22 protein-coding genes are annotated in these 26,499 nt (G+C 46.0%); 7 read left to right on the forward strand and 15 right to left on the reverse strand.

The annotated features are described in order from the left end of the window. Window positions 1-6: 6 nt before the first annotated feature. The 3 genes from CLV60_RS22285 to CLV60_RS22295 all read right to left on the reverse strand — a co-directional run bounded on the left by CLV60_RS22285 (window position 7) and on the right by CLV60_RS22295 (window position 5,699). Window positions 7-1,011: a 2-hydroxyacid dehydrogenase gene (locus CLV60_RS22285; RefSeq protein ID WP_106597591.1), complete on the reverse strand. Its 1,005-nt coding sequence runs from the start codon at window positions 1,009-1,011 to the stop codon at window positions 7-9. 228 nt (window positions 1,012-1,239) lie between these two features. Beyond that, window positions 1,240-2,496, reverse strand: coding sequence for an MFS transporter (locus tag CLV60_RS22290; RefSeq protein ID WP_106597592.1), 1,257 nt, complete (start codon window positions 2,494-2,496; stop codon window positions 1,240-1,242). Window positions 2,497-2,525: 29 nt separating this feature from the next. Further along, entirely contained in the window at window positions 2,526-5,699 is a 3,174-nt protein-coding gene (locus tag CLV60_RS22295; protein ID WP_106597593.1) for a TonB-dependent receptor, read from the reverse strand. Window positions 5,700-6,099: 400 nt separating this feature from the next. Here CLV60_RS22295 and CLV60_RS22300 point away from each other — a divergent pair, with 400 nt between their 5' ends. Beyond that, window positions 6,100-6,867: a DeoR/GlpR family DNA-binding transcription regulator gene (locus CLV60_RS22300; RefSeq protein WP_106597594.1), complete on the forward strand. Its 768-nt coding sequence runs from the start codon at window positions 6,100-6,102 to the stop codon at window positions 6,865-6,867. 29 nt (window positions 6,868-6,896) lie between these two features. On the opposite strand, the gene CLV60_RS22305 is transcribed toward CLV60_RS22300, so the two are convergent. From CLV60_RS22305 to CLV60_RS22320, 4 genes are all read right to left on the reverse strand, one after another. Next, window positions 6,897-8,117: an inositol-3-phosphate synthase gene (locus tag CLV60_RS22305; RefSeq protein ID WP_106597595.1), complete on the reverse strand. Its 1,221-nt coding sequence runs from the start codon at window positions 8,115-8,117 to the stop codon at window positions 6,897-6,899. A gap of 188 nt (window positions 8,118-8,305) precedes the next feature. Next, window positions 8,306-9,601: a glucuronyl esterase domain-containing protein gene (locus tag CLV60_RS22310; protein ID WP_106597596.1), complete on the reverse strand. Its 1,296-nt coding sequence runs from the start codon at window positions 9,599-9,601 to the stop codon at window positions 8,306-8,308. Between the two features lie 144 nt (window positions 9,602-9,745). Continuing rightward, on the reverse strand, window positions 9,746-10,072 hold the full coding sequence (locus tag CLV60_RS22315; RefSeq protein WP_106597597.1) for a hypothetical protein: 327 nt from the start codon (window positions 10,070-10,072) through the stop codon (window positions 9,746-9,748). A gap of 300 nt (window positions 10,073-10,372) precedes the next feature. After that, window positions 10,373-10,957 (reverse strand): hypothetical protein, encoded by a 585-nt coding sequence (locus tag CLV60_RS22320; RefSeq protein WP_146151583.1) that lies wholly within the window; start codon window positions 10,955-10,957, stop codon window positions 10,373-10,375. Between the two features lie 730 nt (window positions 10,958-11,687). On the opposite strand from CLV60_RS22320, the gene CLV60_RS35200 reads away from it, so the two are divergent. From CLV60_RS35200 to CLV60_RS22345, 4 genes are all read left to right on the forward strand, one after another. Next, window positions 11,688-12,332: a phage tail-like protein gene (locus CLV60_RS35200; protein WP_510185975.1), complete on the forward strand. Its 645-nt coding sequence runs from the start codon at window positions 11,688-11,690 to the stop codon at window positions 12,330-12,332. A 232-nt stretch (window positions 12,333-12,564) separates the two neighbouring features. Further along, window positions 12,565-12,906, forward strand: coding sequence for a hypothetical protein (locus tag CLV60_RS22335; RefSeq protein WP_106597601.1), 342 nt, complete (start codon window positions 12,565-12,567; stop codon window positions 12,904-12,906). Between the two features lie 381 nt (window positions 12,907-13,287). Next, window positions 13,288-15,813, forward strand: coding sequence for a DEAD/DEAH box helicase (locus tag CLV60_RS22340; protein WP_106597602.1), 2,526 nt, complete (start codon window positions 13,288-13,290; stop codon window positions 15,811-15,813). 369 nt (window positions 15,814-16,182) lie between these two features. Further along, a complete protein-coding gene (locus CLV60_RS22345) occupies window positions 16,183-16,941 on the forward strand; it encodes a sce7726 family protein (protein ID WP_106597603.1) in 759 nt (252 codons plus the stop codon). Here the strand turns inward: CLV60_RS22345 and CLV60_RS22350 are convergent, their stop codons facing one another. From CLV60_RS22350 to CLV60_RS22360, 3 genes are read right to left on the reverse strand one after another with little or no spacing between them, the layout of a single operon-like run. Next, window positions 16,942-18,054 (reverse strand): beta family protein, encoded by a 1,113-nt coding sequence (locus CLV60_RS22350; protein ID WP_106597604.1) that lies wholly within the window; start codon window positions 18,052-18,054, stop codon window positions 16,942-16,944. 9 nt (window positions 18,055-18,063) lie between these two features. After that, on the reverse strand, window positions 18,064-19,170 hold the full coding sequence (locus tag CLV60_RS22355) for a HigA family addiction module antitoxin (protein ID WP_106597605.1): 1,107 nt from the start codon (window positions 19,168-19,170) through the stop codon (window positions 18,064-18,066). An 18-nt stretch (window positions 19,171-19,188) separates the two neighbouring features. After that, entirely contained in the window at window positions 19,189-19,521 is a 333-nt protein-coding gene (locus CLV60_RS22360; protein ID WP_106597606.1) for a type II toxin-antitoxin system RelE/ParE family toxin, read from the reverse strand. 362 nt (window positions 19,522-19,883) lie between these two features. Between CLV60_RS22360 and CLV60_RS22365 the strand changes: the two genes are divergently transcribed. Together CLV60_RS22365 and CLV60_RS22370 are read left to right on the forward strand one after the other, a co-directional pair. Beyond that, window positions 19,884-20,117: a hypothetical protein gene (locus CLV60_RS22365; RefSeq protein ID WP_106597607.1), complete on the forward strand. Its 234-nt coding sequence runs from the start codon at window positions 19,884-19,886 to the stop codon at window positions 20,115-20,117. Between the two features lie 143 nt (window positions 20,118-20,260). Continuing rightward, the gene (locus tag CLV60_RS22370; protein WP_106597608.1) at window positions 20,261-20,617 is read left to right on the forward strand and encodes a hypothetical protein; all 357 of its coding nucleotides are present in this window, start codon (window positions 20,261-20,263) and stop codon (window positions 20,615-20,617) included. Between the two features lie 95 nt (window positions 20,618-20,712). Here CLV60_RS22370 and CLV60_RS22375 read toward each other — a convergent pair whose 3' ends face one another. The 5 genes from CLV60_RS22375 to CLV60_RS22405 form a co-directional block, all read right to left on the reverse strand. After that, window positions 20,713-20,985 (reverse strand): hypothetical protein, encoded by a 273-nt coding sequence (locus CLV60_RS22375; RefSeq protein WP_106597609.1) that lies wholly within the window; start codon window positions 20,983-20,985, stop codon window positions 20,713-20,715. 80 nt (window positions 20,986-21,065) lie between these two features. After that, entirely contained in the window at window positions 21,066-22,136 is a 1,071-nt protein-coding gene (locus CLV60_RS22380; protein WP_170118840.1) for an ATP-grasp domain-containing protein, read from the reverse strand. Window positions 22,137-22,425: 289 nt separating this feature from the next. Continuing rightward, the gene (locus CLV60_RS22390; protein WP_106597612.1) at window positions 22,426-23,346 is read right to left on the reverse strand and encodes a DUF8464 domain-containing protein; all 921 of its coding nucleotides are present in this window, start codon (window positions 23,344-23,346) and stop codon (window positions 22,426-22,428) included. Between the two features lie 337 nt (window positions 23,347-23,683). Then, entirely contained in the window at window positions 23,684-24,874 is a 1,191-nt protein-coding gene (locus tag CLV60_RS22395; protein ID WP_106597613.1) for a VapE domain-containing protein, read from the reverse strand. A 339-nt stretch (window positions 24,875-25,213) separates the two neighbouring features. Beyond that, the gene (locus tag CLV60_RS22405; protein WP_106597615.1) at window positions 25,214-26,479 is read right to left on the reverse strand and encodes a site-specific integrase; all 1,266 of its coding nucleotides are present in this window, start codon (window positions 26,477-26,479) and stop codon (window positions 25,214-25,216) included. Between the last annotated feature and the right edge of the window lie 20 nt (window positions 26,480-26,499).

Below are 26,499 nucleotides of genomic sequence, written 5' to 3' on the forward strand. Positions count from 1 at the left end.
TTGGGATTAATGGGTTTTGACAGACAATACTTCGCGGTTCACCAACTGGCGGACGTTCCGGTTGCCTTCCACATAAAAGCTGCGGAGGGCCTTGTTCATAATGTCGGCGTGGTGATCTTCCACTTCGAAAGTAGCCCCGGCGATGTGTGGTGTGGCGAGTATATTTTTGTGATGGATCAATCTATAATCCAGTGCGTCAGGCGGTTCGTGGTCGAAAACATCCAGGATTGCACCGCGGATCGCATTGCTTTCTATGGCGGAAAGCAGCGCTTCGCGTTTCACAACCACCGCACGTGCCGTGTTCACGAAAATCGCGTCCTTTTTCATTAACCCGATCAGCTCTTCCCCGATCATCCCCTCCGTTTCCTTGTTTACCGGTAAATGAATGGACACCACGTCTGATAGATGAAATAGATCTTCCAGGCTGACCTTTTTGTAATCGGGATCATCGGAAGTAAAGAACGGATCGTAATACAGGATTTCGGCAGGGAAATGCCTCACGAGGTTTGCGATCGTTTGCCCGACAGCCCCGAAACCAACCATCCCGATCGTCTTTCCTGCAATTTCATTCCCTTTGAACTGCAAATAGGAAGTATGCGCGCCGGCCTCCCAATGCTCTCCTTCGAGCCAGGCGATGCCTTCCAGGGTGTTGCGCATGAGGTTGATGAGGTTCGCGATGAACATTTCCGCCACTGCCTGTGCATTACGGGCAGGGGTATTGAAAACCGGGATGCCTTTGGCCGTAGCAGTCGCCACAGCCACATTGGAAGGCGTCCCGCGGCACACGCCGATAAACTGTAAATCCGGGAACGCTTCGATTACCGCAGCCGTAACGTGATCGTGCTCGGTAATGAGGGCGCCGGCCGCGGTTTCAGTCAGCAATGCAATGAGCTCGGCCTCGTTATAGGCCCGCTCCTGCAACTTCCATGGCTTATAGATGATCTCTCCGAATTGTTCTTTTAACGCCTGCTGGGCCTTATCGTGGTAGGGGGCGGTGATTAGGATTTTCATGTTTGGTGTCGATACGGTTCTTTGATGTACGATGGTCATGTTGTCATTTGTGGTCAGGTTTTGTCATGTGTGGTCATGTGTGGTCATGAGTAGTCATGTGTGGTCAGGTTTTGTCATGTGTGGTCCGTTTTGTCAAGATTAGTCAGGCATATTCAGCATATCACAAGGAGAATCATGGCCATTCATGACAATACCTGACTAAAAATGACCACACATGACCACAAATGGCTATTCTTGACCACTCCTGACCATTTCCGTCTCGACGGCACTAGCCTGGGGCAACGTAATAAACCTCGTGAGCACGGTACTGACGAAGTACAAAATCGCCAGCGTCCAGGCGACGCCTTCGCTGCCGATGGAGCCGATGAACAGCCCTACGATGGCCGGGCCGATGAATACCGGCAGGCCAGCGCCGAGGTTCAGGATCGCCATAGCGGCACCTTTTTCTTCTTTTACCAATGACGGTACCAATGCGGAGAGCGGCACATAGCCGGCGAGTAGGCCGCCCCAGAGAATGCCTGGGATGAGGATCAGCCAGAAGTTGCCCTCGAAAAGGGCCGGCGAATAGTAAAAGAGCAGGGTGCTCACGCCGCAGCCGAAGCCGCCGAACCACATAATGGTATTCTGCCAGCCCAGGCGGTCGCCTACGAAGCCGAAAATGAGGTTGAAAATGATGTTACTGGTAAAAATGGTACCCCATATCCACAGCCATTCCTGCGTGGATAGCCCGTGCTCGGCCATGTACGTGGGCAGGAACACCGGGAATGCAAACTGGGCCGTGGTGTTGATAATGCGTACAATGCCGCCGATCAGCACTTTCGGTTCTTCGCGGATAATGGTGAAACCTTTGAGCAGCTCTTTGGCTTTACCAGTCGCCTCGCCGGTGGAATGGAACTGGTCTTTGTTTAAAACCAATGCAAAAAATGCGCCGACCGACACCCAGAAAATAGAGCTCCAAAGGGTGTTCTGATAGCCGATCCGCTCGATGGCCCAGCTGGAATAATAGGCACCGAATACATTGAGGCCCCCCGTAAACACAAACCAGAACCAGCCCACCGCCCGCCCGAGCGCGTTCTCCGGCGTGCGGTAGGTGATCCATACCAGGAACGAATAGGCAAACAACGGATACCCGAATCCTCTGACCGCATAGGTAAGCAGCATGACGGGGAAATTCAGCGATTCCATGCCCAATCCTACAAAACCGACCGTGCCGATCACATACAGCAAAATGCCCATCAGCATGGCCTTGCGCGGGCCATATCCTTCGGCCAGGACGCCCGAGAACCAGGACGAAATGGCGATGGTAATGCCGTACACCGTGAAAAGCGATGCGGATTGCTGGATCGTCATGCCGCGGTCGAGGAGGTAGGGGCTGAGCCAGCCTTGCTCCACGCCGTCGCCCATCATGAAGATCAGGATGCCCAGATACCCCCAGGCGAGGTGCCTGGGTAATCCGATGCGGTCAAAGGGTGTCGTTGGTGTCATTGTTGGATTGGTTTAGGAAAATGAAAAGGTCAGTTGAACGAATATCTCACACCCAGCTGAATGCGCCATGGCGTACCGCCGATCGGGCGGGTGGCGATATTTTGTACCGAATAGTTGTATTGCTGTTTCGCCTGGTCGAAGCCGGTGATGTTGAGCAGGTTGGTATTGCCTCGGTTGTAGTTGCGGCCCCATTCCTTGTTCAGGATGTTCAGGAAATTGAATGCGTCGGCTGAAAATTCGAGGTTATGGCCTTTGGCAATGCTGAATGCCTTGGTCAGGCGCAGGTCCACTGTGGTATAGAATGGGTTGGAGCCGCCGTTCCGCTTGGCTACCTGTCCAATGTTGGAATTGATGTAGTCCTTTACGCTTTGATCCGTCTCCGGGTTGCTGAGCAAGTCGCTGATGCCCTTGCGGATGTTTTCAGGTGTATTCGGGCTGTTGGGATCAAACACGTAAGCAAGGTCGTTGGTCAATACAAAATCACCATTCAAACTCGTGTTACCGCCCACCAGGAAACTGTAACGGCTGCCGCCGATGCCGATGAGCGTCGCGCCGAGCTGGAAGCCTTTCCAGGACGGCGCTGCGCCGTTGATGACGAGTTTGTTGCGGAATTGCTGGTCGGAATAGCCGTAGTTGAGGTTGCGCGGATCGTCTTTCACCGGTAGGAATGTGGAAGTATTCGCTACGCAGCAGTTATAGGAAGAGTTATCCTTCGCCGAGTTGATGGTGTAGCTCGCATTGACGTACCCGTCATTTCCAATGCGAATGCTCGCGTCTGCGACAAATGTCAGCTGGTTGGACTCGCCGGTAGAAATCAGTTCCAGTACCCGGCCCACATCCGCGGTTTTGCGCGATTGCAGCCAGTCGGTCACGCCTTTGGCCGAAATGGTCTTCGCGGGCACAAATACCCCACGGTTATCCTCATTGGCCAGCCTGAACGCCGGGTTGTCGGCCAGGTTACGATCCACATACACATAGTTGTGCACCGTGCGGCCCACGATCGCATTCAGTCCCACGCGGATACGGTCGCCGAAGAAGTGGTTGTAATTGATATTGGCCTTGTAGGTGGTCGGTACCTGGAAATCCTTGTTCACCGCATTGATCGTCGAAATGTAGTTCACGCCGTCGGGAATGCCGGGGATGGTGGACGGATCGTTGCGGTAGGCATTGAAATCGGGTTTCGGAACTGCCGCGCCGGTGACGTCGATGGCGCCTACCATCGTGCCGCTGTTCTGGATGTTGTTCACCTGCGCGTAGTAATGCGGCTGTGAAGAGAACATCCCGCCGCCGATTTTAAGAATATCCTTCTTGCGGCCTCCCATGTCCCATGTCACCTGGAAACGTGGCTGGATATTGTTCCAATCCTGCGGTTTAATGTCCGTACGGACACCCAACGTCTTGTCGACGGTCGCATTGTATTCGCCGTTGGTGAGGAATGCCGTGGCATCGTAGCGAACGCCGAGCACGACGTTCAGGTCGCGGATCGGGTTGTATTCAGCTTGCGCAAATGCGGAAATGTCGAGCACGGTTTGCTCCACGATCGGCGCGCCTTTCAACGGCACCTCGCGAGCGTAGCGGTACGGGCGCAATGCGGCCAGGTCGTTGAGGCTGTTGAAGAAGAAACGGCCATTCTGCTCGCTGGACAGGTAGGTTTCCATGTAAGTGAGCATATTGTCGGTACCGAAGGTGAAATTGACTTTGTCGGTATTCCAATAGGCTGTATTGCTCAAATGTACCTGCTTCATGCGGTTGGACTCGGGGCTGAAACGCTGCCCGCCGAACTGTACCGACTTTGTTTGCGTCGCATTCGGGTTGGCCTCCGTCGGGAAAGGGGAAGTTACATTCACGATCGCGCGCGGGATGTTCGAAAACGGCAGGTAGCTCTGCGGCGTTTTCGGTTTGTAGGAGTACATATATTGTACCTTGAACTCGTTGGTTAGCCTCGGATTGAGCGACGAGCGCAAAGCGGCCATTGCGGTGGTCGATACGTCCTTGAAATTGTTGTAGGATTCCAGCAGGTTGATATTCGAGTTATCGCCTTCGTTGAATGGCGAAACGTACCGGGTGGTGTTGCTGCGCAATGTCAGCTTGTGCTTCTGGTTGATCTGCCAGTCGAGGCGCACGAACGCCGTGTTGGTCGTGGTTTTGCGTGGAAACTGGCCGTATTGCTGGCCTTTCAACCCGTAAAGCTCGGAGGCAATGCGGATGAGCTTGTCGAGCGTGTCCTTGCGGATACCGTACCGCTGCTCGTCGTCGGCGCTTTTGATATCGGCGATTACGAGCGGCTGGCTGGCATCCTGGCGGTCGTAGGCGATGAAGAAATGCAGTTTATCCTTTATCAATGGACCTCCCAGGCTAAAACCCGACTGGTAATTGCTGAAATCTTGCTCGCGCTTCACGCCGCGGATGTCGTAGCCGCTGGATAGTGTGTTGTTCCTGAAATAGAGGAATGCCGAGCCTTCCAGTTTGTTAGTACCGCTTTTGGTCACTGCGCTGATCGCCCCGCCCGATTGCCGGCCCTGGGTGACGTCATAATCATTGGTAATCACCTTGTATTCACGGATCGCTTCGAGGGAAATGGCGTAAGGCCCTTCCGCGACGGTACCATTGGTCCATTGGTTCTTGGCATTCATCCCGTCGATCGTCACGTTCGCGCCGGTCGCACGCTGGCCGCCGAAACTGAAATTGTCGCCACCTTGCAAGGGAGACAGGTTATTAAGCCGTGTAAAGTTGCGGCCCTCATTAGGCAGACTTTTGATCTGCGCGGCGGTGATGGAAGTGGAAGCTCCGGCCTGCTGCACTTCCTTCGTAAATCCTTTTTCGGAAATGACTACCTCTTTTAAAGCGGTTTCGGAAGCGGAAAGGACGATGTCTACATTCAATTTGTCGCCGTAGTTGAGTGAATAGCCGGTCTGTTTCACCGTTTGGAGCCCAACAAAGGACGCGCTGATTGAATAGGGCTTGCCCAACGGCAGCTGGTGCAGAACGTACTCGCCTTTGGCATTGGTAATGGTATGGGTTTCAAAACCGGTTCCATCGTTACGGATCGTAATGGTGGCGCCGGGAAGCAGTTCATTGTTCGTGGCGTCTCTCACCGTGCCCGTAATCGAGGCATCGGTAGCCTGTGCATGCACGCTATGCGCTCCCGAAAGCAGCGCCAGCAGCAGCATGAAGGCTGTCAAATAAGTGTTGAAGGATTTCATAGGGGATTGAGTAGATCTAAATTTTACATTTTCATAATCATGTGTTAAAATTTATTTCACTTTTCGATCGGCATCCGGCGCCTTGGAGGCTTTTCGAATCACTTTTTGGTATAATTGGCATAAAAACCATGAAATATTATAGCCAAAGAGCAATGCAAACAAAGTGAAATTAAATTATTTAAACAAAATTAAAGTTTTTTAAAGTAAATGAAACTATTGCATCGGAATGATAACAATATGATAATACCGGCCCATGGTAGTAATCCGGGCGGTTTTTAGTCTTTATATTGTATTATTTTTATTTGAAAAATAAATCTGGCGGTATGATTGGGGCCGGGAGTGTGAGTGGGTTTCCGTGTTCGGGAAACTATGGTTATACTTGCTTTCAAAGTGTATCGAAATGACTATTACGGAAAGGCATCAATTCATTTTGCAGGAGCTGAAAAGGGCGGGTACGGTGAGTATCGTGCAACTCTCGGAGCAAATGCAGGTTTCCGGCGTGACGATCCGGAAGGATCTGAAACTCCTCGAAGACAAAAATCTGCTGTTCAGAACGCACGGCGGAGGTTCGCTCAATAATCCTTACGCGGTAGAGCGGCCGATTAATGAGAAGGAATTTATCAACTCCGACGAGAAGCAAAGCATCGCGCGTGAGGCATTAACGCTGATCCGGCAGACGGATTCGATCATGATCGGCTCGGGAACGACGGTGTTCGAGCTGGCGCGCTGCCTGCATCCGACCAAGCAGATCACGGTGATCACGCCGGCTGTGAAGGTGACATTGGAGCTCAGCAACCGGCCGAATGTGGAGGTGCTGCAACTAGGCGGGCTGATTCGCCAGAACTCGTCGTCGGTGGCTGGTTCTTATGCCGAGTATATTCTCGATCATATTTCGTGCGGCGTGCTTTTTATCGGCGTCGACGGGATAGACTTCGATTTCGGGCTGTCGATCAGCAACCTGACGGAGGCGGGTTTAAACCAAAAAATGATCAGCACCGCGCAGATTGTGGTGGTACTGGCCGATCACACAAAGTTTGGCAAGCGGGGGATTGGGAAAATTTGCGACCTCGACCAGGTGCAGTACATCGTGACCGATGCCGGCGTGTCGGACGAGGCCGTCAAATCCCTGGAAGACCGAGGCGTGAAGGTGCTGGTCGCAGGAAGATAGGTGAGGGTTTAGGTATGTAAGTCTGCTCTTTAATCCATTTTATCCGCCAACTCGTAGCTTAATTTGAGCTGCTTCCGGGTTGATGCGGTGAGTTCGCGTTTGGCCAATGCGTGGCATTCGTAAGTAGCATCCGCGAACATCATCTGTTGCGGCGGCGTTTTTTGCGTAGCCGCCGACGGGCCGCGCAATGCGCCCACAAGCCCCATCTCGCGTGCCACGTATACATAGCGTATGGCGTCGATCACCACACCTGCCGAGTTGGGTGAGTCTTGTACAGAAAGTTGTGCGTCGAGCGTCACCGGCGAGCCCATGAAGCCTTCCAGTTCCAGCCGGAAATTGGCTACTTTGTTGTCGCCGTAAAATGCGATGTATTCCGATGGCCCGGCGTGCAGGAAACTGTCGGTGGTAGAAATGCCGCGGATGTCGTTTTGGGCGCGGATCACATTCTCTTTCGAGATTTTCTTCGATTTCAGGCGGTTCTTGTCTTCCATGTTCAGGAAGTCGGTATTGCCGCCGACGTTACGCTGAATGTGTGCTTTTACATGGTGGCCGCGCTCGAAGGCCAGTTCCTGCAACATTTGCGACAATATACTCGCTCCAAACTGGCTCCGCATGTCGTCGCCGATGAGCGGAATACCCGCGTTAATAAATTTCTGCTCCCATTCCGGATCCGATGCAATGAATACCGGAATGCAGTTCACCAGCGAAATGCCGAGTTCAAGACAGATTTCGGCGTAAAACTCCGTTGCCAGCTGCGAACCGACCGGCAGGTAGTTGATCAGCACTTCGGCTTCGTGTGCTTGCAGGTGCGTGACGATTTCCTGGCGGATGCTGGCGGTCAATGCTTCGTTATAGGCTTCGCCGCTCGTCAGCAAATCCGTAGATTTCAATTCTTCCTTTACTACAAAACGATTGTCGGCCGGGTAGGCGAGCATTTGCGGCGAAACGCCGTCGAGTACCGGTGATCGGTAAACCGGTGCTTCGGTGGTAATGTCGGTGTAGAGTTCGATTGCGCAATTGGGTTTTGTGAAAATGGCATCTTTCAGTTTCAACCCGATTTTACGCTCGTCGACCTCGAAGCCGCAGACGAATTCGATGTTTGCGGCGCGGTAGCCACCGATATTGTCGGCCATTAATCCCGAGGTTTTTTCGGAGTAGCGTGTATAGTATTCAACGCCTTGTACGAGCGAGCTGGCGCAGTTTCCTACGCCCACAATCGCCACTTTTATCTTTTGATCAATATTTGACATTTCCAATAATCTAAGTTTATGATGAAAATTTATTTTTAAAATATTTTAAAATACATAAAATGCTTGAATTTGAATCAAAATAAAGCATTGATTACTGGAAATGCAACTGTAAGTAGATATTTATGCAAACGTTTGCATAAAGTAAAATGTGTTTGATTTTAGATATATTGACAATGCGGTAAAACTCGTTACAAATACTTTTGCATATAACGTACAAACATCTTCCAATCCTCCGGCAGCACCGTATGGCCTCCCTCGTGCATGTAGTACCCGAGTTGGTTCATGAGTAACGAAGTATCCCCCGCAGCCGGCATCACAGTCGAATCCGACGGTGCCGTTTTCCCGAAAAGCCGGTAAACAGGTGCGGCGGCAATCGCCGAGAGGAATTCGCCCTTCGGATCGGACCAGTAATCCGTGCTTCCTGTTTGCAGTAACAACGGCCGTGGGGCCATGAGCGCTACCAGCATATGCGCGTCGATGGGCATCGCATTTACCTTGTCGGCCCAGGCGTGATAGTTGGGGGCAAACTGGTACAAATACCGCGACGGATCCGAAATATGCCGGATCGTCTCGCCATAATTCCGGCGTGCCAATGCGGCACCGCCTTCCCCGGAAATGCTGGCGATCACCATTTTGAAGCGTTGATCGTGAATGCCCGCCCAAAGCACCGTTTTACCGAGCCTCGAAGCGCCTTGCAGTGCAATGCGTTTGCTGTCGATTTGCTTATCAGTTTCGAAATAGTCCATCGCGCGACTGAGCCCCCAGCCCCAGGCCGCGATCGCTCCCCATTCGTTGGCAGCCGGCTCCGACTGCCCTGGTTTCAAATAGGTTTTGCGGATGCCGTAAGGCAGCCCGTCCTTGAAATCGGGTTCGATATCTCCGTAATACACCGTCGCGAAGCCAAAGCCTGCGTCTATGAACTGCTCGACATTCAGTTTCCCGAATGGCGTAGGCTTGTCGGCCTTTACTTTTTTGCCCTCCTTGTTCCAGATCTCGCCCACGCGCAGGCCACTGTCTTCGATCATCTGGTTGTAAGCCGCGAAGGAAATGTTCATCAAAAGTGGCGTCGGTTTGCTCGCTTTCGCCGGGAGGTATATCAGCAGGTTCATCTTATGATCCGACGTGTCTTTCGTGAAATACACCGTCACCTGCTTGCGAATCGCCTTTCCATTGAATGCGGGCGTGCCCTCGTCGAAAATGTGGAATGCCAGATCTTTCGGTCTGGGCGGCATTTTGCCGAACTGGTTTTCTTCCACAAGGCGCAGCAGTTCCGGACGACGCTTCTCGTTCCACTGCCTAGCTGTCGCGACAGGCTTACCGTCGGTAGTTTTCAGGAGTTCGGGTAATGTGTAAGTTCCGACGGAATCTTCATTGTAATTAACAGGAAAACCGGCTACGACCGTTGGGCGGTTTGCTACTTGCTGCTGCGCGAATGCGCCCGACGAGGCGGCGAGAAGGAGCGCCGGTAAGAGTTTTATTTTCATGGGATTAGGAGCTTGGTTATGTTAAAGCGTCCTAATAAGTCGTGGGGCGAGGAAGGTTACTTGCTTTGTTTTTAGAGAGTAGCGGTAAAAGTAAAAAGCCAGACTTGGAGCCTGGCTTGGGGAGCATATGATGCGTTTTAGTACCTAAAATTCGTCATCAACCTTTTGCTTAAGAAGAACTATGCGTTCGGCAATTTCCAGGCATTCGTCTTTGGACATCTGGCCTATCGTGTTTTTAACCGCATTCATCATTACCCTGCCCTCGTCGTCATAGGCGATACCCGACCGCGTTACCGTATTGCAAAGGTCGTCCCATTCAGGTGCAAGTTTGTCGGAGAACATCCTGGATGGGATAATCTTGAAGTAGGCGTGCATGGATAACAGGTCGGCCCGGCACCGGTTAGGGTCGAGGGTCAGGCCTTCGACGAATTTTGAAAGTTCGACGTAAGCAAAGAGATTAGAATGTTTCATGAATGGAGGGATGGATTTGAAATAGCATAACCTATTGATTGTAAATGTATCTTTTTACGCGTTACAGGCCAAATAGGGCTATTTTCGAGGAGTCGGTCGCTGGCGCAGCGGATTTTATAGTTGCCTAATTTTTAGATAATTAGTAACTAATTCTACAAAAACCGTTTATGAAGAAAATGAGGGTAACTTATTTAACGGTAAGGATGTCCTTGCATTACCATTGAAGCGACCAGCAGGGAAATTCCGGCAAGCAAGCCGACTTCCCATTTCGAATTATGGTATTTGATATTCAGCACTCGATTATAAATCCAGTGGCTTTTTGTACAGATACATTTCTCCAAGATAAGCCAATCCACTTCTGCAGATGACCGCTATTTCTTTGAGTTGTCCTAGGTTCTTCGTCGTAACAAGAATTCTCTGTTTGTACTCTCTATCTTCAGGAATTTCAATTTTCTCGATCACCCTGCCCTCATGGTCATACAGTATTATTTCGCACAAGCCTATTGGTTCGGCTTTTTGAGAATACGCGCTTGCAAAAAAAAGTATCTGTGCGATATCATGGTAGAACGAAACATCCAAGGTTACTTTTGAGCCAGGATACAAGGTAATAGAGGATTGACTTTCGGGCCTTGGATTTTCACATTGCTGGAAATCGGGGGACTCCGTTGTAGTCGCGGCTTGAACGCTGATCTTAACGTTTGATAATATTTGCTCCTCTCCACATTTGAGCGGGGTAGACAGCCTAAAATATAAAGGGCTATGGGGTGTGGGATATGGACTCAAATCAATAGCGATCCCCTCGCCGGGTAATAAATGAGGGTCAGCTTCCTTCTTTTTGCAGGAAAGCAACAGGGCAACGACCGTCAGTGAGTAAAGTACTTTCATGCCGTGGTATAGCTCCTGCAATAGATGATTCCGTTGTCCATTCTTCGAGTTTTACGGTAGGTTAAATGTATGAGACTATTTGTTGCGGATGCTGTGGCGGACAAACCGAAGAATTATAAAAATTACTCCGCCGGCCAGTAAGGTACCGCCGAAGGCCTCCAATTTCTGAGAACCTATTTTGTCCGACAGGAGAACGACCCCAATATTCCCGATGATAACGATCCACAAGAAAAAGAAGGAAACTTTTAGGATAACGTTTCGAATAGAATGGTTGAGTTCTTTAAGATCCATGGCGGCTTGGTGTTAGTTACGTGAGGATACTAATTTACATACAAGATTTGAAAAATTCCTGTTCTGTCCAGAATACAAAACAATTATGAATTGGGGGAATTCACCCACGCGCATGAAAGTCGTTTTAATTAGAAACCAATCTATCAAACGACATGGCAGTAGTAGAATTCCCCCAGCTCATAGCCCGGTCTGTGGCCTGGACTGATTGGAACATTTCCATCGCTTGGTCCTGTTAAAATAGCGGTACTTGGATATTTCTTCATTTTGATGATGAGCTCCGCGATTAGCTATGCTATTTATCGCTTAGTTGAAAAGCCGTTCATCGCATATGGTAGATCGCGAATTAATAAAATCGGGGCCAATGATGTGCCTAGTCGAATGCGGAGATGTTCTGGCAATCAGTTATTATTGCGGGAAATCCTCTCTCAATCTAACCTCTATGATTCGTACTTTACTTTTGTCGGCATTCTTGTTTTGTGCTATCACGTCTTTTGCCCAGGTAGGAATTGGGACGACGACGCCCGATCCATCCGCTCAGTTAGATGTCGTTTCGACCAACAAAGGGCTTCTCTTTCCAAGGGTTGCCAGTACCGCAGATGTCATCTCCCCAACTAAGGGGTTGGTTGTTTACCAGATCTCGGGATCGGAGGGCCTTTATGTTTACGATGGTGGATCGTGGCAAAGATTAGTTGTTACAAGTGGAGTTCCAAGTGCCACTTACGCGACGGGTTACAATTCCGACACCAGATCCTATTACTCCTCAAATTCTTTTGATACGTTCAGTAATGTCCAGCTCTCAGGATTTTTAATGCCAAATTCGTCAACTTTTTCTCCCATCAATGCAGGCACATATCTCATAAGTTACAGAGTTAACCTCGGTCCCGGAGCTCTGATAGCAGTCCAGGTTAACGTCGATGGTGGAATTCTTCCAGGTTCATACTTTCAGAAGGTAGGGACAATACCTTTCATTGCTATTGACGCGATTGGGGAGCTTACTCCTTCTTCGCAGGTTAAACTTCAGTACGTTTGCGGAGGACCTACTCAGATATCCTACGCATCAATAACATTTACTCGACTCAAGTAGCTTCCACTGGAGCCGCAAGAACCGCAAAAATCCATATAAACCAATTATGTCAATTAGAGGGCAACTATGTATTATGATTCTATGTGGCTACTCCCTAATTAGAAAAACGTTAGTTCCAGAGTCGCAACAATTTTAAGCCTTAACAGCAAAATCATCAGAGGGGCCCTATTCCCTGGTTCGCATTTACAACTGGGGAAATAATACGTACACATTCGATAAACAGAAAACAGCAATGCTTATCAAGCAGTATGTCTCGTACGTTGAAATTCAGGAGTGTATAGGGAAAAAGGGCTTGCTAAAAAATGTGTTTGGACATTTGCCCAACGAAGCGTTTTTCACAGTCATGCTGGCGGTGCTAGTTGCCGTAGGAAGTGTGGCCTACTCGCTAGGACAAAAAGAAGGAAGGCTTGCGGGTGCTTTTGAGATTAGAACAAAGCAGATCAAAATTGACAGTTTAGCGAAACTAAATGAGGAGTTGAATTCCAGGATCGCATATTTTCAACTCCAAGAACAATTGTGGCAAAGAAGAAAATTGAAAGATGAGGGAGCAGGAGCAACGCCCACTCAAAAATAGTACTTTGATATCACTCCATCTCATTCAGGGTGCCGGAGCTATATCAAACGGGTATCATAAAATCCGCAAAGCTTTGCTACTAATTGTCAAAGCTGCATTAGCAGATTTTATTTGCCTGCATCAAAACCGACAAAAACACGGTTTTGGCCGTGTTTCTGGGGATTCTTGGTGACCGCGACGGGAATGCTAAGAGTGTTGATTTTGTGCTCGTTAAATTGCTCTTACGGCCTCGGTAGCAATTTGGTAGCAAAAAAGATAGATATATGGAAAGGAGGAATATTTATCACACTGCTTTAATGATTCGATTAGTACCCTATATCATCTTTCTGGATAGATACATTTGTCAGATAATTTAAAAACCCTCAAATAACGTCAACACTCATGAATATCTTTAATAAGAAACTGAAGTCACAGGAAAATACACAGCTCCCAATAGATCCAATAGAATTATATCAAACCTGTCAATATGTTGAGGGCTATGGATATTTACGTGGAATTCAGGAGGAAGTCCTTCGAGCTTGGCATCAGAGTCGAGATGTGAAGGATGTGATTTGCAAGATGAATACTGGATCAGGGAAGACCTTAACAGCTCTCCTAATGCTATATTCTAAAATGATTGAGAAAGAGAAGCCGGTCGTATATCTATGTCCGGACAAGCAGTTGGTGTCACAGACCCTGGATCAAGCAAAACTGTATGGTATCCCTGTTATCGACTTTCCACCAAACGCACCTCTTCCAACCGAATTCCTTAACGCACGTAAAATACTGGTATGTACATTTCAACGGCTATTCAATGGAAAGTCGGTTTTTAATCGTGACGAGGTAAAATTAGGCGCGTTGGCCATTGATGACGCCCATAGATGCGTTGACATCGCAAGAGACCAAACTTCATTAAAGCTGTTAAGGAGCCATGACATATCGAGAAGCTTGTTTCGATTGTTTACTGAGAGCCTTAAAGAGCAACTACCTGGAAGTTTCCAACGCCTAGAAGATGATGACCCTTATATGGTTATGAAGGTGCCCTACTGGGCGTGGATGGACAGTCATTCTAAGGTGTTGGAAATATTGAGTAGTTATATCAAAGAAAACCCTACGGAAAGTCTCAATGTCTCGGATTCTTTGATAATGAAGTGGAATTTTCTTGCAGATAATTTGATGTCTTACGATTGTGTAATCAGTGGAGAGACTTTGGAGTTGAATCCTATTCAGGCTCCCTATCACGAAATTCACTCTTTCAACGGAGCGGAACATCGATTTATACTATCAGCTACTTTTGAAGATGACTTTGATCTGGTAAAGGACTTAGGAATTAATATAGATAGCATCCTGAATCCCACTGTTCCTAAGGATCGGAAAGACATTGGGCGGAGATTGATCTTGGCTCCGAATCGGCTAGATCCAAATTTATCTAGCTCAGAGCTTCGAAAGTTTATCTCCGGGTACGTGAAGGAGAATATTAATGTCGCTGTCTTAGCTCCGTCCAAACAGCAAGCAAAGCAATGGGAGAGCCTAGGGGCAACGTTGGTAGATAGAGATAACATCGAGAAGGTGTTATCAACGTTGGACGGCGCTCAGGGTAAATTTTTGGTTTTTGCCAACAGATACGATGGAATTGACTTGAATGGCAATAACTGCCGTATTCTTGTCGTAGACGGCTTACCTGTTTCGGGGTCTGCCCAGGAGATGTACCTCGAAACTCGACTAGATACTTTAAAATCAGGACGAAAGGCGCAAATAATTGAACAAGGATTGGGGCGTGCCGTAAGATCTGGAAGTGATTTCTGTGTGGTGTTTCTTATGGGTACTGATTTAATCAACTTCATAGGTATTGATAAAAACCTAAAATATTTTACGCCAGTTACTCGCGCTCAGCTGAAAATGGGGCTGACTCTATTGGATGATGAGGAATCAGAAGATTCTCTAAGCCTTGTTAAGGATACTGCTAGCCTATGTTTGTCTCAGCATCCAGACTGGATCAGATTTCACGGACAAGAATTGTCTGGCGTCGAGGCAGATAAGTTAGATGATCGTAAAAAAATTAGACTGGAAATCGCGGAGGCAGAGCGCAGAGCACTGATTGAATTTAGAAAAAGAGATTATTCTAAGGCAAGTAACCTCATCTTGGACGAAATAGTTAATAAGCTTGAAATTAGCGATAAGGAAAAAGCATGGTACTACCAATTGGCGGCACAACTAATTTATCAAAAAGATAGAACGCAATCCAACAGCTTACAGATAAAAGCGTGTTCGTTTGCCAATAATATGTTCCACCCCCTTATTGGCGATGTTGATTTTAAGATGCTTAGGAAGAAGACAGATCAGCCCTTTCTTGTTCAGAAGAATATTGCCGAGTTCGACCGCCCTCAGGATGTCGTGATGTATATAAAATCAATTCTAGAAGGCCTACAATATATACCAGAAGTTGACTACAATACTTTTGAGGAGAAGCTTTATTTGCTTGGGGGATTCCTGGGGTTTGCATCGCAACGACCAGAAAAGGAATTAGGCAATGGGCCAGATGTTTTGTGGTGTCTGAATGACGGCCATTATCTGATTTTGGAAGCTAAATCTGAATCGACGCACTTGGCAATATCTAGGGATAACATTAAACAACTATATCACTCGATAGAGTGGTTCAAAAGACAATATGGTGAATCCGCCAAGTATACCGGTGTCACTCTGCAAGCTCCCGGCAAAAAGGAGGCGACGGTGGTAATTAACGACAGTGTCAAAGTAGTGGATCAACAAGCATTAGACTTACTGCGTGAAAACTTAAAGCAGTTCGGTCACTCGCTTCAAAGTACAAGCACAAAGTCTCACAGAGTTGAAAATATCGCTGCATTATTAGAAGCTTACTATTTTACACCTGGTCTTTTTGTGCAGAAATATCTAAATAATATAGGGTAGTCTTAAATGTGGCATTGTGATTTTTTAGAATTTGGCTAATTGTTGCTGTGGTGAGTACGAGGTAAGTAGGTAGAGGTATGAGGCGTCTCAGATCCTAAATCTTTTGTAGCTTCTCGTGAAAACCTAGCCGCTAATATACGGGTTGTTGGACTGTTGGATTATTTACATATTTTTTAGTATCTTGATAATGAGTGTGTTGATTTCTTCTTCTGCTTTGTCAATTCCGAGTAATCTCGGAAAATTAGCTTGAGGCGTTATGTGTCGAGGCGACGGAGGTATATGTTGATTAGAACAAATGAGGTAAATCCTCTATACTTGTGAGTAAAATGCGCATTGGTGTACTTGTTCAATGGCTTTGATACAGCGTCTATGGATTTTAACTTAAAAGAGATCAGTTACTTAGCAAAAAGCTACAACCCGCTAGACTACTCGGGGCAGCTCGTCGAGAGGCTGTCGAGGGTCTATCCGGACACTAATTTGCTATCACTGACTAAATTTGACCTACACTGCCTACTTAACGAAACGCTGATTACCAGATACAAAGGCGAACATGTATACAAGTATGAGTTATTTCGGCGATTCTTCAAGCGCCGTGTCGTTGCAGCCTTTGAAATCAAGATAAACAAAAGTCGACTGGATTTTTTGACAATTGGCCAGTACAGTACCGCGTTTGAAATAAAATCTGAGTTCGATAATCTCTCAAAATTGACGAAGCAGATGGCTGACTATCTATTGGCGTTCGAATTTAACTACTTGGTTGTAGATAAATGCCACGTTAGCAAGGCGCTCGACATATTACCACATTCGTTCGGGCTATGGTATTTCGACGATGGGAAATATTTCAAATATAGAGTCGCTTCGAAGAACGATAGTATCGACCCAGAGTATCAGTTGAAACTGTTGACCAAGAAGGAGCTAATTAAGGGCTTTCGCAGTGCTGAGGGAGATGTAGAGCGTATTTTGAATGAGTTTTCTAAGGAGGTGATAAACAAGAGCTTTAAAGAGATCCTTTCGGAAAGATACCGAGAGCGCTGGACGTTTATTACAGCCCACAAGGGGAGTATCCTTCCGGTCGATGTACAGTTTTTCTTCAACACCAACATTCAACCCCAGTATGTGTATCACTGATCAATTAAAATCTCCATTATCTATTCTACTTTTTAAGCAGTGCAGGTAGTGCTCCATTCCAATTTTTTTAAATTTTCCTGCATTTTGGCCTGACTCTAAATTATTACTAATTCGGTTTATGGTTTGCCATCCGACATTGGTGCCTCCTAGAAAATCGATCTCACTTTCAAGCATTCTTGCTGTTGCTTCCGAGGAAAGGATAGCAGGAATTATGATTGTCTCAAACTCATATAATTCCTGATTAACTCCTTTATATCCATAAAACTTGTTAGTGACGGCGTCGTAGTATATAAATCCGGGGCTTATCCTTCCCCCCTTGCCCAAGTTATGTTTTTTTATTCCACAGAAATCGGAAAAGCAATGTGCACCGAGTCCTTTATAGGCATTAATCAAGCTATTATCTATGGTGTCAATAACTTCACCGTGATCCAGCCCTGTATTAGTAATATCACTTGGAACAGCACTCTTATGAATGACGATTGTGCAGTTGAGTTCTCGTAGACTTTCGATTATTTCAGAATGTTGGCTAATTTTATTTAGTAATGGAAGATCTTCCCAATCTAAAATCAAATAATCATTTGGCAAAACCTGCGACTTAATTTGATTAAGATCTCTTGAAAATGAGTCATAGGATGTCCGAAAAGCCAGATTCTCGAAATGCCGTCTGAGTTCAGTTGCTTGTAAAATAATAGAATTCGCTTCAGCCGTTCGAGCATAGTAGGAAGAAATAACTGGAATGACTTTTTTGCTAAGCGGGCTCAATTTTTTCATAAAATCGGTTCGATTCGCTCTGTTCGCAACGACGGTTTGCAAGAAGGTGAGAACTTCAGGCTTCATGTCGCGACGTGATTTTATATGTACAGGTAGATCCACGAATACTCTACGCGCCTTTATGTTCCTGATGATTGGAATATAAACGTGCTCAAAAGTTTTCGGTGGTGTCACTTTCTTTGCTGTGCGTTCGGGATTTTTTCGAATCGACGGTTTTCTGTCGACTTCCTTGATGATTTCCAAGTAGGGATAAATTCTGTCTTGAAAATCAAACGATTGCAAGACCTTCTGTTCTTCCTGGAGGCTTTTGAAAACAGGAACGTAGATGAGCTGGTGATCCATGATAGAATTCTAGTTTGGGGTGTTAAACATATCTGAAAGTGATACCTTAATTTTTAGGCTATTACCAAAGGAGTAAGAAACGAGCCCCAAATGTTGAAGTCTTCCTATGACCATAGCAGGATGCGTATTGACTTTTCTGGCAACACGACGTACCTCCGACTCCGTAATCTTACCGGTAAAATCGGGGACAATGTCTTCCAAAAATATCAATTTGTTGGCTAAGGCATCTGCTTCTTCCTCTTTCTGATTATCTAGACTAACTCCTTCAAAGTCTTCTATAAAAACATCTTTCTTTCCGTGAAGAAGGATATGGCTGCTTTCGTGATAAAATGTAAACCAAAAATGATCATTTGATTTGTGTCTATCGGTAAGTTGTATCAGAGGATTGCCTCTCAGCCACCGTACAGCCCCGCTAATGGGAGCTTTGGGAATAGAGATGGTGAAAACAACTCCAACCCCTACGCTATGACAAACCTGCTGAAGCTGTGATGCATAGTTCTCAGGATGGTCTTTTACGAGCTTTCTAATTTCCAGAAGGGCTTGTTTAAATGCATCTTTATCATAAGCAGGAAGCGTAAGCTTCTGCATTTCGATTTCACCAATTCTAAGCCAAGCTGCCATGCTCGCTAATTCTGCTGAATGAGCACTACTTTTTCGAAAATTGGTTGAGGCGTACTGGTCCACATACATAGATTGCCATTGATTTGTGGATGCAACTCCATAGAATTTCAAGCATTCTTCAATCATAGAAGCATCGGCTTTTTCGGATTTTAAATACCCATATTTTTTCAGCTCACGTAGTGGTTGAAAGTTTAACCACCCCTTGTACTCATCCAAAGTTTGTTCTTGAACAATTCTAGATAACTTTTCTCGGTAAAGCGTTTCTCGGTTTAGCCAAAATTGTGCGTCTATCCCTAGTACTTTTTCAAGCTGGAGGGCTGTAGTGACGGTTATAGGTTCTTTTCCGGATATTATATCATTTATTTTTGATGGAGTTTTACCCATTCTTTGAGCCAGTTCCGCTTGGCTCATTTTGTAATACTCCAAAGTTTCTACTATTGTATCGCCTGGCTTTGAGAGTAGTTCCTTTTCAGCTTCCAATTCTTTCTTATTCATAATTTGATTGTCAGCGGTTTAGTGATAATCGACGGTCTCAACGATGACGATTTCCGTAACCAATATTGTATTTACGGAATTATCGTTGGTCTTTGGGATAGGACTATTTCCAATTTCAAAAATTAGCCTATGATTAGGTGAAATATTTACTGCCCACTCGCCCTGTCGCTTGCCCTTTAGCGGGTGACAATTTGCCGCCGGGATTGTTATTAGTACGGCCAAGTTTGGGGCAGCCAGTATGTCATCTAGCCGTGCCGCTACCTTTTTTGCATTAACACCGAACGCTTTTTGTATCTCGGAGGCATTGCTAAGTTGCTTCTTAATCTTATTATTGGCGTAACTAATCTCCATGCAAAGATAAATTTAATTACCGAAAAAGGGTAAGATCTTCAAAGATAATTTATTTTTCACAATTTATTCTTTTTATGAGGAAAAATTGAATTAAATCAGGGGTGTCCTTAGTAATGAATCCAGTCCCCGCTTTTAAGAGCAGCAATTACTTGATTTCGCTGCTCCAAGAAGGAAATGGTTGATATGATGATGGTTTCACATCGCTCGCCATGAAGACTGCGGTGGCTCAGCCAAGTCACTGTGGAGACAGACTGAGTCCATATGGCATTCGTGTTCTTAGATGCCGTTAGCCATCATGAGAGGAAATCGTGTTGTTGCTTTCGTTAAAAAGTGGCTACTTTCAGTACAACGAATCATAAAATATGGAAACGGTCAAAGTAATTATCGGGAAGGGCAAAGGTTTGTACGGCGCTTATAGTGAAAATGCTCCCGGGATTTGGGGCGAGGGTTCGAGCGTTGCGGAAGTAAAGCGTTCGTTTAAAGAAGCTATCGAACTTTATATTGAGTACAACGAGCCGGGAAAGGTACCTGCGATCTTAAGCGGCGAATACGATCTTAAATGGGAATTCGAGGAAGAAGGGACAATTAGTGGCTAAAAGGATCTTTTGTCGGGGCATTCACTTTGGACTAGCTTGTATAAAGGCAATATTTACGAATTTTGCACCATGCCTGAACTTTCATAATTTGATTAACTCTTAGACATTATTCAACAGAACCAACGAGCGGTTAACCAACCTTTATGATTTACAAAGAAGTTCCAGAGTTCTATTCTGATACGCAAAATGGCCTTGATAGCAATGATCCGGACGTGGTGCTATCGGCACTCCTTTCGACGGTTATGAAAGGCAGTAGCTATGACCTCTCAGTATCCACTACTAGCCGGTTTCTTTCGCATCCTGATAAATACATTCGGGGAGCAGCCGTTGAATGTATTTCCCACATTGCCAGAATATGGAATATAGTGCCTGTAGATTTTTTATCTCACGTAAATCTTGCGTTGAATGATTCCGACGGGTGGGTAAAGGGTAAGGCTGAAAACGCAGTTGATGACCTTGAAGTGTTTATCAAGGGTTATAAACGCCCTAAGACAGTTTAGCTTTACATATTACTACTGGCCGATAGGCCGGACTAAACTCTAACATTGGTTTAGCCCGGCGTGGGAGGTGAGAATGTAAGGCGACCCGCGCTTACTTACTCGTTCGGAAGAACGATTTTATTCCCATCTTCGTCATACTTATAGGTTATCCGTCTCACGCGCAGAATGCCATTCTCGTCATGATACCGCTCCGAGTCAATCCATGTCATACTTGACACGATTTTGGCCTTTGGTTCGTCCGGATCACGTTGCTTCACCTTTCTGAAATTCCCCTTTTTGTAGGTGCCGATTCCAGGCATAAAGCCCCATTCGTCATTGTCATTTCCGTACGCGTTGGTTCTTGTCGATTCATCAACAAATTTGCTCATTGTTATTCACGTTTAGTGGTTATAGTGTTTGAAAGTGGTGTGCGTATCCGCGATTGAACACGCACACTGGTGTTTTAAGGTTATACGGCTTGCCTTGATTTGAGAAATGTAAGCATTGCTCTCTCGTTGTACGTCAAGATTCCCTTCGCTTCTTTTGATTGCAGGGTTTGAAGTTGAGATAAATTTTTAGGGTCGCCTAAAAATATTTCATTATCAATTGAACTGTTTGGTGTGGGTTTCTCGACGCTCGCATTTTTAGCCGCCTGTCCGGATTTTACTTTGCTTTCGATGTGTTTCACGAGATCAACAAAGTAATTGTGGCCGGTGATGTCTATGATTTTTGTTCCGGGATTTCCGTTAACTTCGATCACATAAGATCTGCCTTCTCTGTCGGTCATTATATCGACACCGGCAAATTCTAGTCCTAAGACTTTGGCAGATTGAACGCACATTTTCTCTTGGTCGGCAGTCAGTGTGATCTTTGTTCCGGAGCCCCCTTGCGAGATGTTGGCTCGGAAGTCTTTGCTGCCGGTTCGTTCCATAGCTACCACCACCTTATCGCCGACAACAATGGCTCTGACATCCTTACTGCCGGTATCGATGTACCGTTGAAGCATTATGTCAATATCATGACCCCAAAAGGACTCGAGAGTCGTATTCGTCTGCTCCTTGTCCTTACAAATCATAACGCCCATACCCTGTGAGCCTTTGAGTACTTTGGCAATGACAGGCAGATCTCCCAGCTTCTTCATGATAAAGTCAACGTGAGAAGCTTTCTGAGCAAAAACAGTGAGAGGGGCTCGAATGCTTTCGGCGCTTAACCGCATGACCGTTTTCATTTTGTCCTGCGCAAGAAGCAAGCCGTGGGCGCTTTGCGGACAGTAGATCCCCAGGTTCTCGGTAATGTGCTGCAAGATGGTAGCGCCAAAGGTGAGGTTGCTACCGATGCGACTGATGACGGCGTCAAAGCCGCGTACATGAAGGCGCTCCGGTGTGGATAAGTCGGCCTTGCCGTTGTAGATACGGTCGTAGCCATTGACGCTCTCGGATACGTAAAGATAGAGGTCGCCGGGGTTGTGGCGTTCAAACTGATGCTCCTTGAGAGCTTCGACAAGGTGGCGAGAGGGTGTCCCGGTGGACAAGATGAGCATTCGCATTAGTGTGTTGTGTTAAATTAAAGAATGTGTCAAAATTCGGTTTGGACGTTGGAAAAGCAAAGGACAGGTTTTTCTAGGGTGGTTTTTGAGTCGTCACAGATATTCGGAATTATTAAATTGGAAATTTCTAAAATGTCAAAGGGCGGGATCAAGAGAGAGATTTTCGCCTTAAAAAATGTCTTTCAAAAATGTAATTACTTGATTTTGAAATGTTTGATAGGGAATTCGTGGCAAAAAAGGTGCAACTTTTTGAAAATAACATAGTTTGCTGATTTTCAGTAACTTATTTGGTTGAGTTGGTGGGTGCTTCGCGCTTCGAGCTGATCATTTCGGAAAAGTCCGTAAATCCTGTGTAGACACTCGCCCGATCAAGAAATGGAAATTTCCATTTTTCAATCTGTTGCATGGCCTTTTTGCCCGTAGCGTCGTGATCAAGGAAAGTATATATTTTCTGATAGCTAGAAAGGATTTGCTTTGCGGCGCTGAGATTGGCCGTCGAGTTCAGGACTAGCACGTCGTGCCTGGGTTTAGGCACATCGTAGTAGACCAATGCTGATAGGAAATCAAAGAAGCCCTCGAATAAAGACAACGCACTGCTATCGGTTCCCCGGATCAAAGTAGTGGCCTTAGAGCCAATACAAGATTTAAAATCCTTTCCTCCGATTTTGTTGCGCAGCTCGTAGCCACCCTTGTCACTTTTGAACCCTAATGCATAATATTGCTTGCCCTTGTTTTGGTAATGTACCTCGCAGCAATATCGAGCCGCTAAAAGAAAAGGAATGGATCTGCTTTGGGCGTATCGTATCAGTGAGGGGCTTTGAAGCTTAACGACTTTAACCAGGCGTCGATTTTCCGGTGCTGGGAGATTGTATTTTGCCTGCCGATCAGTTTGCCTGCCATAGGCTTCAAACTGTTCATGAACACTTGGCTCACCATTCCAGGCTGACAGATGTCGGCAAGCTTCGAGATACCCAACGTTCCTAAGCAAACTCACCAACCGAATAATATCTCCTTTTTCGCCTGCGAAATCGTTGAATACGTTTTTCAGACGGTTGACGAAAAATGACGGGGTTTGCTCCTGCCTGATGGGGGAAAAGTATTGAAGTTCGTGGCCTGTCTGATGGACGGGGAAGAAGCCTAATGAGCCGAGATATTCCCAAATCGGTATGGCTTTTATTTCCGCTTTTGATTTTTCAATGAGCATCTCCTTTTTCTTTTAGCGGTAAACTTGGAAAAGTATACTCAGTACCGAACGCGACAAACTGTTATGTGCAGCTAGCGGCATGAGATTTAAAATTATGGTTACCTGCTTACCTAAATTAATTTTCTAAGTATTTAACTAGTTGATAATTAGTCTATTAGTTTGTTATTTCTTAGGTAGGTAGGCAATAGTTATGGTTACCTGAATTTGCCGTGCCTACCTATACCGTGTTTCAGGTAAGCAGGTAAGTAGAGACAATGGTTACCTACTTGAAAATTGTCGATATAATTCATTGATTATTAGTTATTTGAAATTTTTTAGGTAAGCAGGTAACCAATTTTTAATGTAGTGTTTGAATGTAATATCCCTTCACGGACATTTTATGATCCGTATATCCTGAGACGCGTTGAAAGCCAAGCATGGTCATTGCTCGGCCTATCTGATTGGTATAAAGCTTTATAGAAGTCTTTCCGTTAAGATATTCTCTTATCTGCGTAGGGGTCTTGAATTCGGCATTCATGTCCCCTTTATGGGAGGGCTTCATGTATCTGCTTATAATGTCGACTTCGTCCGAAACTTTTATAAAGTTCTTGTTGATTATCTCCTGCTGTTGTATTTCGGACTTAGACAATTGGTGGTTAAAGCCGGATTTGAAAAGGGCATATGCTTGTGCCCATATCTTGTTAATGTCTAATTTTGAGTAACCGTTCGAGCCTCCGTTGTCATGGTTTATCGAGTTCACGATGAACGGCAGCCAACGAACATTCCCGGTCTCGTCTGTCAAAAACTCAACTTGGTTGGTAGAAGCTACAAAGCTTGCACGTCGCTGGAACGTCGCCTCGTAGTTCGCAAACTTAGGAGTGTATCGGATTGTGGATTCGGATAGGACGGATTTGAATTCATTATTGAGCTCTTTCTTTTCAAAGGACGCGAGCTCGTCCAGGTTGATAATGAAGTTTTGAACTAATGCAATAAGCCCCTCTTTCTTACCAAAATCGAAGCCTTTCCGAGCATATTCCTTCAAGGCGGGAGGTATGAGAAAGTCCAAGAATCTAGTTTTGCCGTCGTTTTGCTTCCCAACGAGAGTCAGACATTGCTTGTTAAATCCCGATTCGCCGGTTGCTTGTGCTACACAGCGCACGAGGTGCATTTTAAACATATGCTTCCACCAGTCCGGATTGTCCGTTTCAACATAGGACGCGAGTTCTTCGATGTAATCCGGGTCAGTCTCTTTCCAGGCCGGAAGTTTCTCGAAATAGTGCTTAAAAGGATCAAAGCGCTGTATTCTTGAAGAACCGAGAAGCGCTTTTAACTCATCTTTGAATTTCGTGAAGCCATATTCATATAGCTCATAGATTAAATTATTCTCGTCGATAGGAGAGAAGTAATCATTGGTGCCTGTGAGGCGGCTTTCTATTTTTTGAGTTACGCAGTTGATGCGGAGCTCGTACCGCGAGTTTAGAAACTCTTGAATTTCTAGTATCCGAGGCTTTCTCCCGCTCGTATTTCTTGTTAAGGGGCTATTATTCATTTTGTTGTATGTAAGTGTTGCTGTCTTATGACGAATCGGGGTTAAGGCTCGGTATCGTCCGAGCCTTCTTGATTCCTACGGGCCAAATGATCGTTGTTGAATCAGTTTGAGAAAGCTACCTTTTCCTGTTTTCCGACTTCGCTTTGCTCAAAGCACTTTCGAGTTCAACCAGTTTTTTAAGCATAGATAGCTCCGTCGCGAACTGGTCAGAGGCTAAGTTGAAGAGCTTTGTTTGCTGGCTTTTGTAGAACTCATTTTCAGACTGTAAGCCTTCAAGTCTTATCCTTAATGCCTCATTTTGTAGCGTAAGGATCTTTATTTTAGATCGTTTATTTTTCATCATTGTGCCATTGATAGTGGGGTGATCGCTTGGATGTCTCTGATAACTCTTTCTGGTCGTGTGACTGAATAATGCCGCTGCGTGGTTTTCGTATTCGTATGCCCCAACATTGCCGAAACGGATTCTAATGGTGCTCCTTTTGTCAAAAAGAGTGTAGCGGCAGTACGGCGCGCGACATGTGATGTGAGCGTTTTATTTAAGCCTACCAACCCAGCCAGTTGTTTTAAATGGACGTTGTATTTCTGGTTGCTGATCATGGGTATTAACAGCCCCTTCTCCTTTCTAACTGGGTGGTCTGCGAACGAGTTAATGATTTTTCTCGCTTCCATTGTAAGGGGAATAATGGACTCCGTTCCCGTCTTGGAGCGATCTATTTTGAGATATTCAGCGCCCGTTTTTTCGTCGGCTATGATATTGGATTCGGAGACGCGAACCAATTCCGCATAGGGTAGGCCAGTGTAGCATTGGAAAATGAAAGCAGTTCGGATGTGGTCGACCGCCGGAGCAAAAATTGCAGCTGTTCTTAATTTGTCAACTTCGGCCTCTGTTAGGCGCTCTGTTTGTAGTTTGTCAAATTTGCGGCGATAGTTCATAAACGGATTGCGGACAATCCATTCATTTTCAACGGCGAAATTGAGCATTCGCTTGAAATGCTCAACAACCATGCAAGCATAATTGTTGGAGTGGTTGAACCGCTTTTGCAGCCAAAGCAAGAAGCGGTGTGCATCTGCCGGCTTAACATTTTGGATCTCCCCGTCCTTCCCGTACGACTCAGCAGAAAATAAGTTTATCAGCTTGTTCCAAGTAGCCATTTTCTTGAACGTGGCCAGCGAGGTTCGACCGAGTTCGTATTCTTCGGTTCTTTGTTTGTGAAACCGATCGATGCAGTGTAGCAGGTTGCTTTGCTGTTTTTTAGGGCTAATGCCATTGGCCAGCATCCACAGCTCTTCAAGTTTAATTGAGCGGCCAGCTAAACGGAAATCAGCCTGCGCTGAATGAACGCGAGCTACAATATCATTTAATATCGTGTTGAAAGCGTGGTTGTTAGTAAATCGCTGTGTCTGAGTGTCAAACTCGCCTTTCGAGCATTTTAGACCGGTTGAGCGATCGTAACGCTTGCCGTTACATGTAAGTCTGCAATAAATCACAGTACTTTTACTAGTATGCTGCCAAAAAAGAACGGAAACTCTACCAGCCGCTTTTGAATCGTAAGTGAGTTGCGGAATGGGGATTTTTTGGATTTTTGCTAATTTTGCCACGATCATAAATGTTTAGTTTTGAGGAA

It is taken from the genome of Dyadobacter jiangsuensis (assembly GCF_003014695.1).
In the GTDB taxonomy this organism is placed as follows: domain Bacteria; phylum Bacteroidota; class Bacteroidia; order Cytophagales; family Spirosomataceae; genus Dyadobacter; species Dyadobacter jiangsuensis.

Coding starts and splice junctions, on each gene's coding strand:
- CLV60_RS22345 (WP_106597603.1), top strand. CDS start 16,183: ATGGATTTTAACTTAAAAGAGATCAGTTACTTAGCAAAAAGCTACAAC.
- CLV60_RS22335 (WP_106597601.1), top strand. CDS start 12,565: ATGCTTATCAAGCAGTATGTCTCGTACGTTGAAATTCAGGAGTGTATA.
- CLV60_RS22370 (WP_106597608.1), top strand. CDS start 20,261: ATGATTTACAAAGAAGTTCCAGAGTTCTATTCTGATACGCAAAATGGC.
- CLV60_RS22365 (WP_106597607.1), top strand. CDS start 19,884: ATGGAAACGGTCAAAGTAATTATCGGGAAGGGCAAAGGTTTGTACGGC.
- CLV60_RS35200 (WP_510185975.1), top strand. CDS start 11,688: ATGATTCGTACTTTACTTTTGTCGGCATTCTTGTTTTGTGCTATCACG.
- CLV60_RS22295 (WP_106597593.1), bottom strand. CDS start 5,699: ATGAAATCCTTCAACACTTATTTGACAGCCTTCATGCTGCTGCTGGCG.
- CLV60_RS22375 (WP_106597609.1), bottom strand. CDS start 20,985: ATGAGCAAATTTGTTGATGAATCGACAAGAACCAACGCGTACGGAAAT.
- CLV60_RS22285 (WP_106597591.1), bottom strand. CDS start 1,011: ATGAAAATCCTAATCACCGCCCCCTACCACGATAAGGCCCAGCAGGCG.
- CLV60_RS22390 (WP_106597612.1), bottom strand. CDS start 23,346: ATGCTCATTGAAAAATCAAAAGCGGAAATAAAAGCCATACCGATTTGG.
- CLV60_RS22300 (WP_106597594.1), top strand. CDS start 6,100: ATGACTATTACGGAAAGGCATCAATTCATTTTGCAGGAGCTGAAAAGG.
- CLV60_RS22320 (WP_146151583.1), bottom strand. CDS start 10,957: ATGAAAGTACTTTACTCACTGACGGTCGTTGCCCTGTTGCTTTCCTGC.
- CLV60_RS22395 (WP_106597613.1), bottom strand. CDS start 24,874: ATGAATAATAGCCCCTTAACAAGAAATACGAGCGGGAGAAAGCCTCGG.
- CLV60_RS22360 (WP_106597606.1), bottom strand. CDS start 19,521: ATGGAGATTAGTTACGCCAATAATAAGATTAAGAAGCAACTTAGCAAT.
- CLV60_RS22340 (WP_106597602.1), top strand. CDS start 13,288: ATGAATATCTTTAATAAGAAACTGAAGTCACAGGAAAATACACAGCTC.
- CLV60_RS22310 (WP_106597596.1), bottom strand. CDS start 9,601: ATGAAAATAAAACTCTTACCGGCGCTCCTTCTCGCCGCCTCGTCGGGC.
- CLV60_RS22355 (WP_106597605.1), bottom strand. CDS start 19,170: ATGAATAAGAAAGAATTGGAAGCTGAAAAGGAACTACTCTCAAAGCCA.
- CLV60_RS22350 (WP_106597604.1), bottom strand. CDS start 18,054: ATGGATCACCAGCTCATCTACGTTCCTGTTTTCAAAAGCCTCCAGGAA.
- CLV60_RS22290 (WP_106597592.1), bottom strand. CDS start 2,496: ATGACACCAACGACACCCTTTGACCGCATCGGATTACCCAGGCACCTC.
- CLV60_RS22405 (WP_106597615.1), bottom strand. CDS start 26,479: ATGATCGTGGCAAAATTAGCAAAAATCCAAAAAATCCCCATTCCGCAA.
- CLV60_RS22315 (WP_106597597.1), bottom strand. CDS start 10,072: ATGAAACATTCTAATCTCTTTGCTTACGTCGAACTTTCAAAATTCGTC.
- CLV60_RS22380 (WP_170118840.1), bottom strand. CDS start 22,136: ATGCTCATCTTGTCCACCGGGACACCCTCTCGCCACCTTGTCGAAGCT.
- CLV60_RS22305 (WP_106597595.1), bottom strand. CDS start 8,117: ATGTCAAATATTGATCAAAAGATAAAAGTGGCGATTGTGGGCGTAGGA.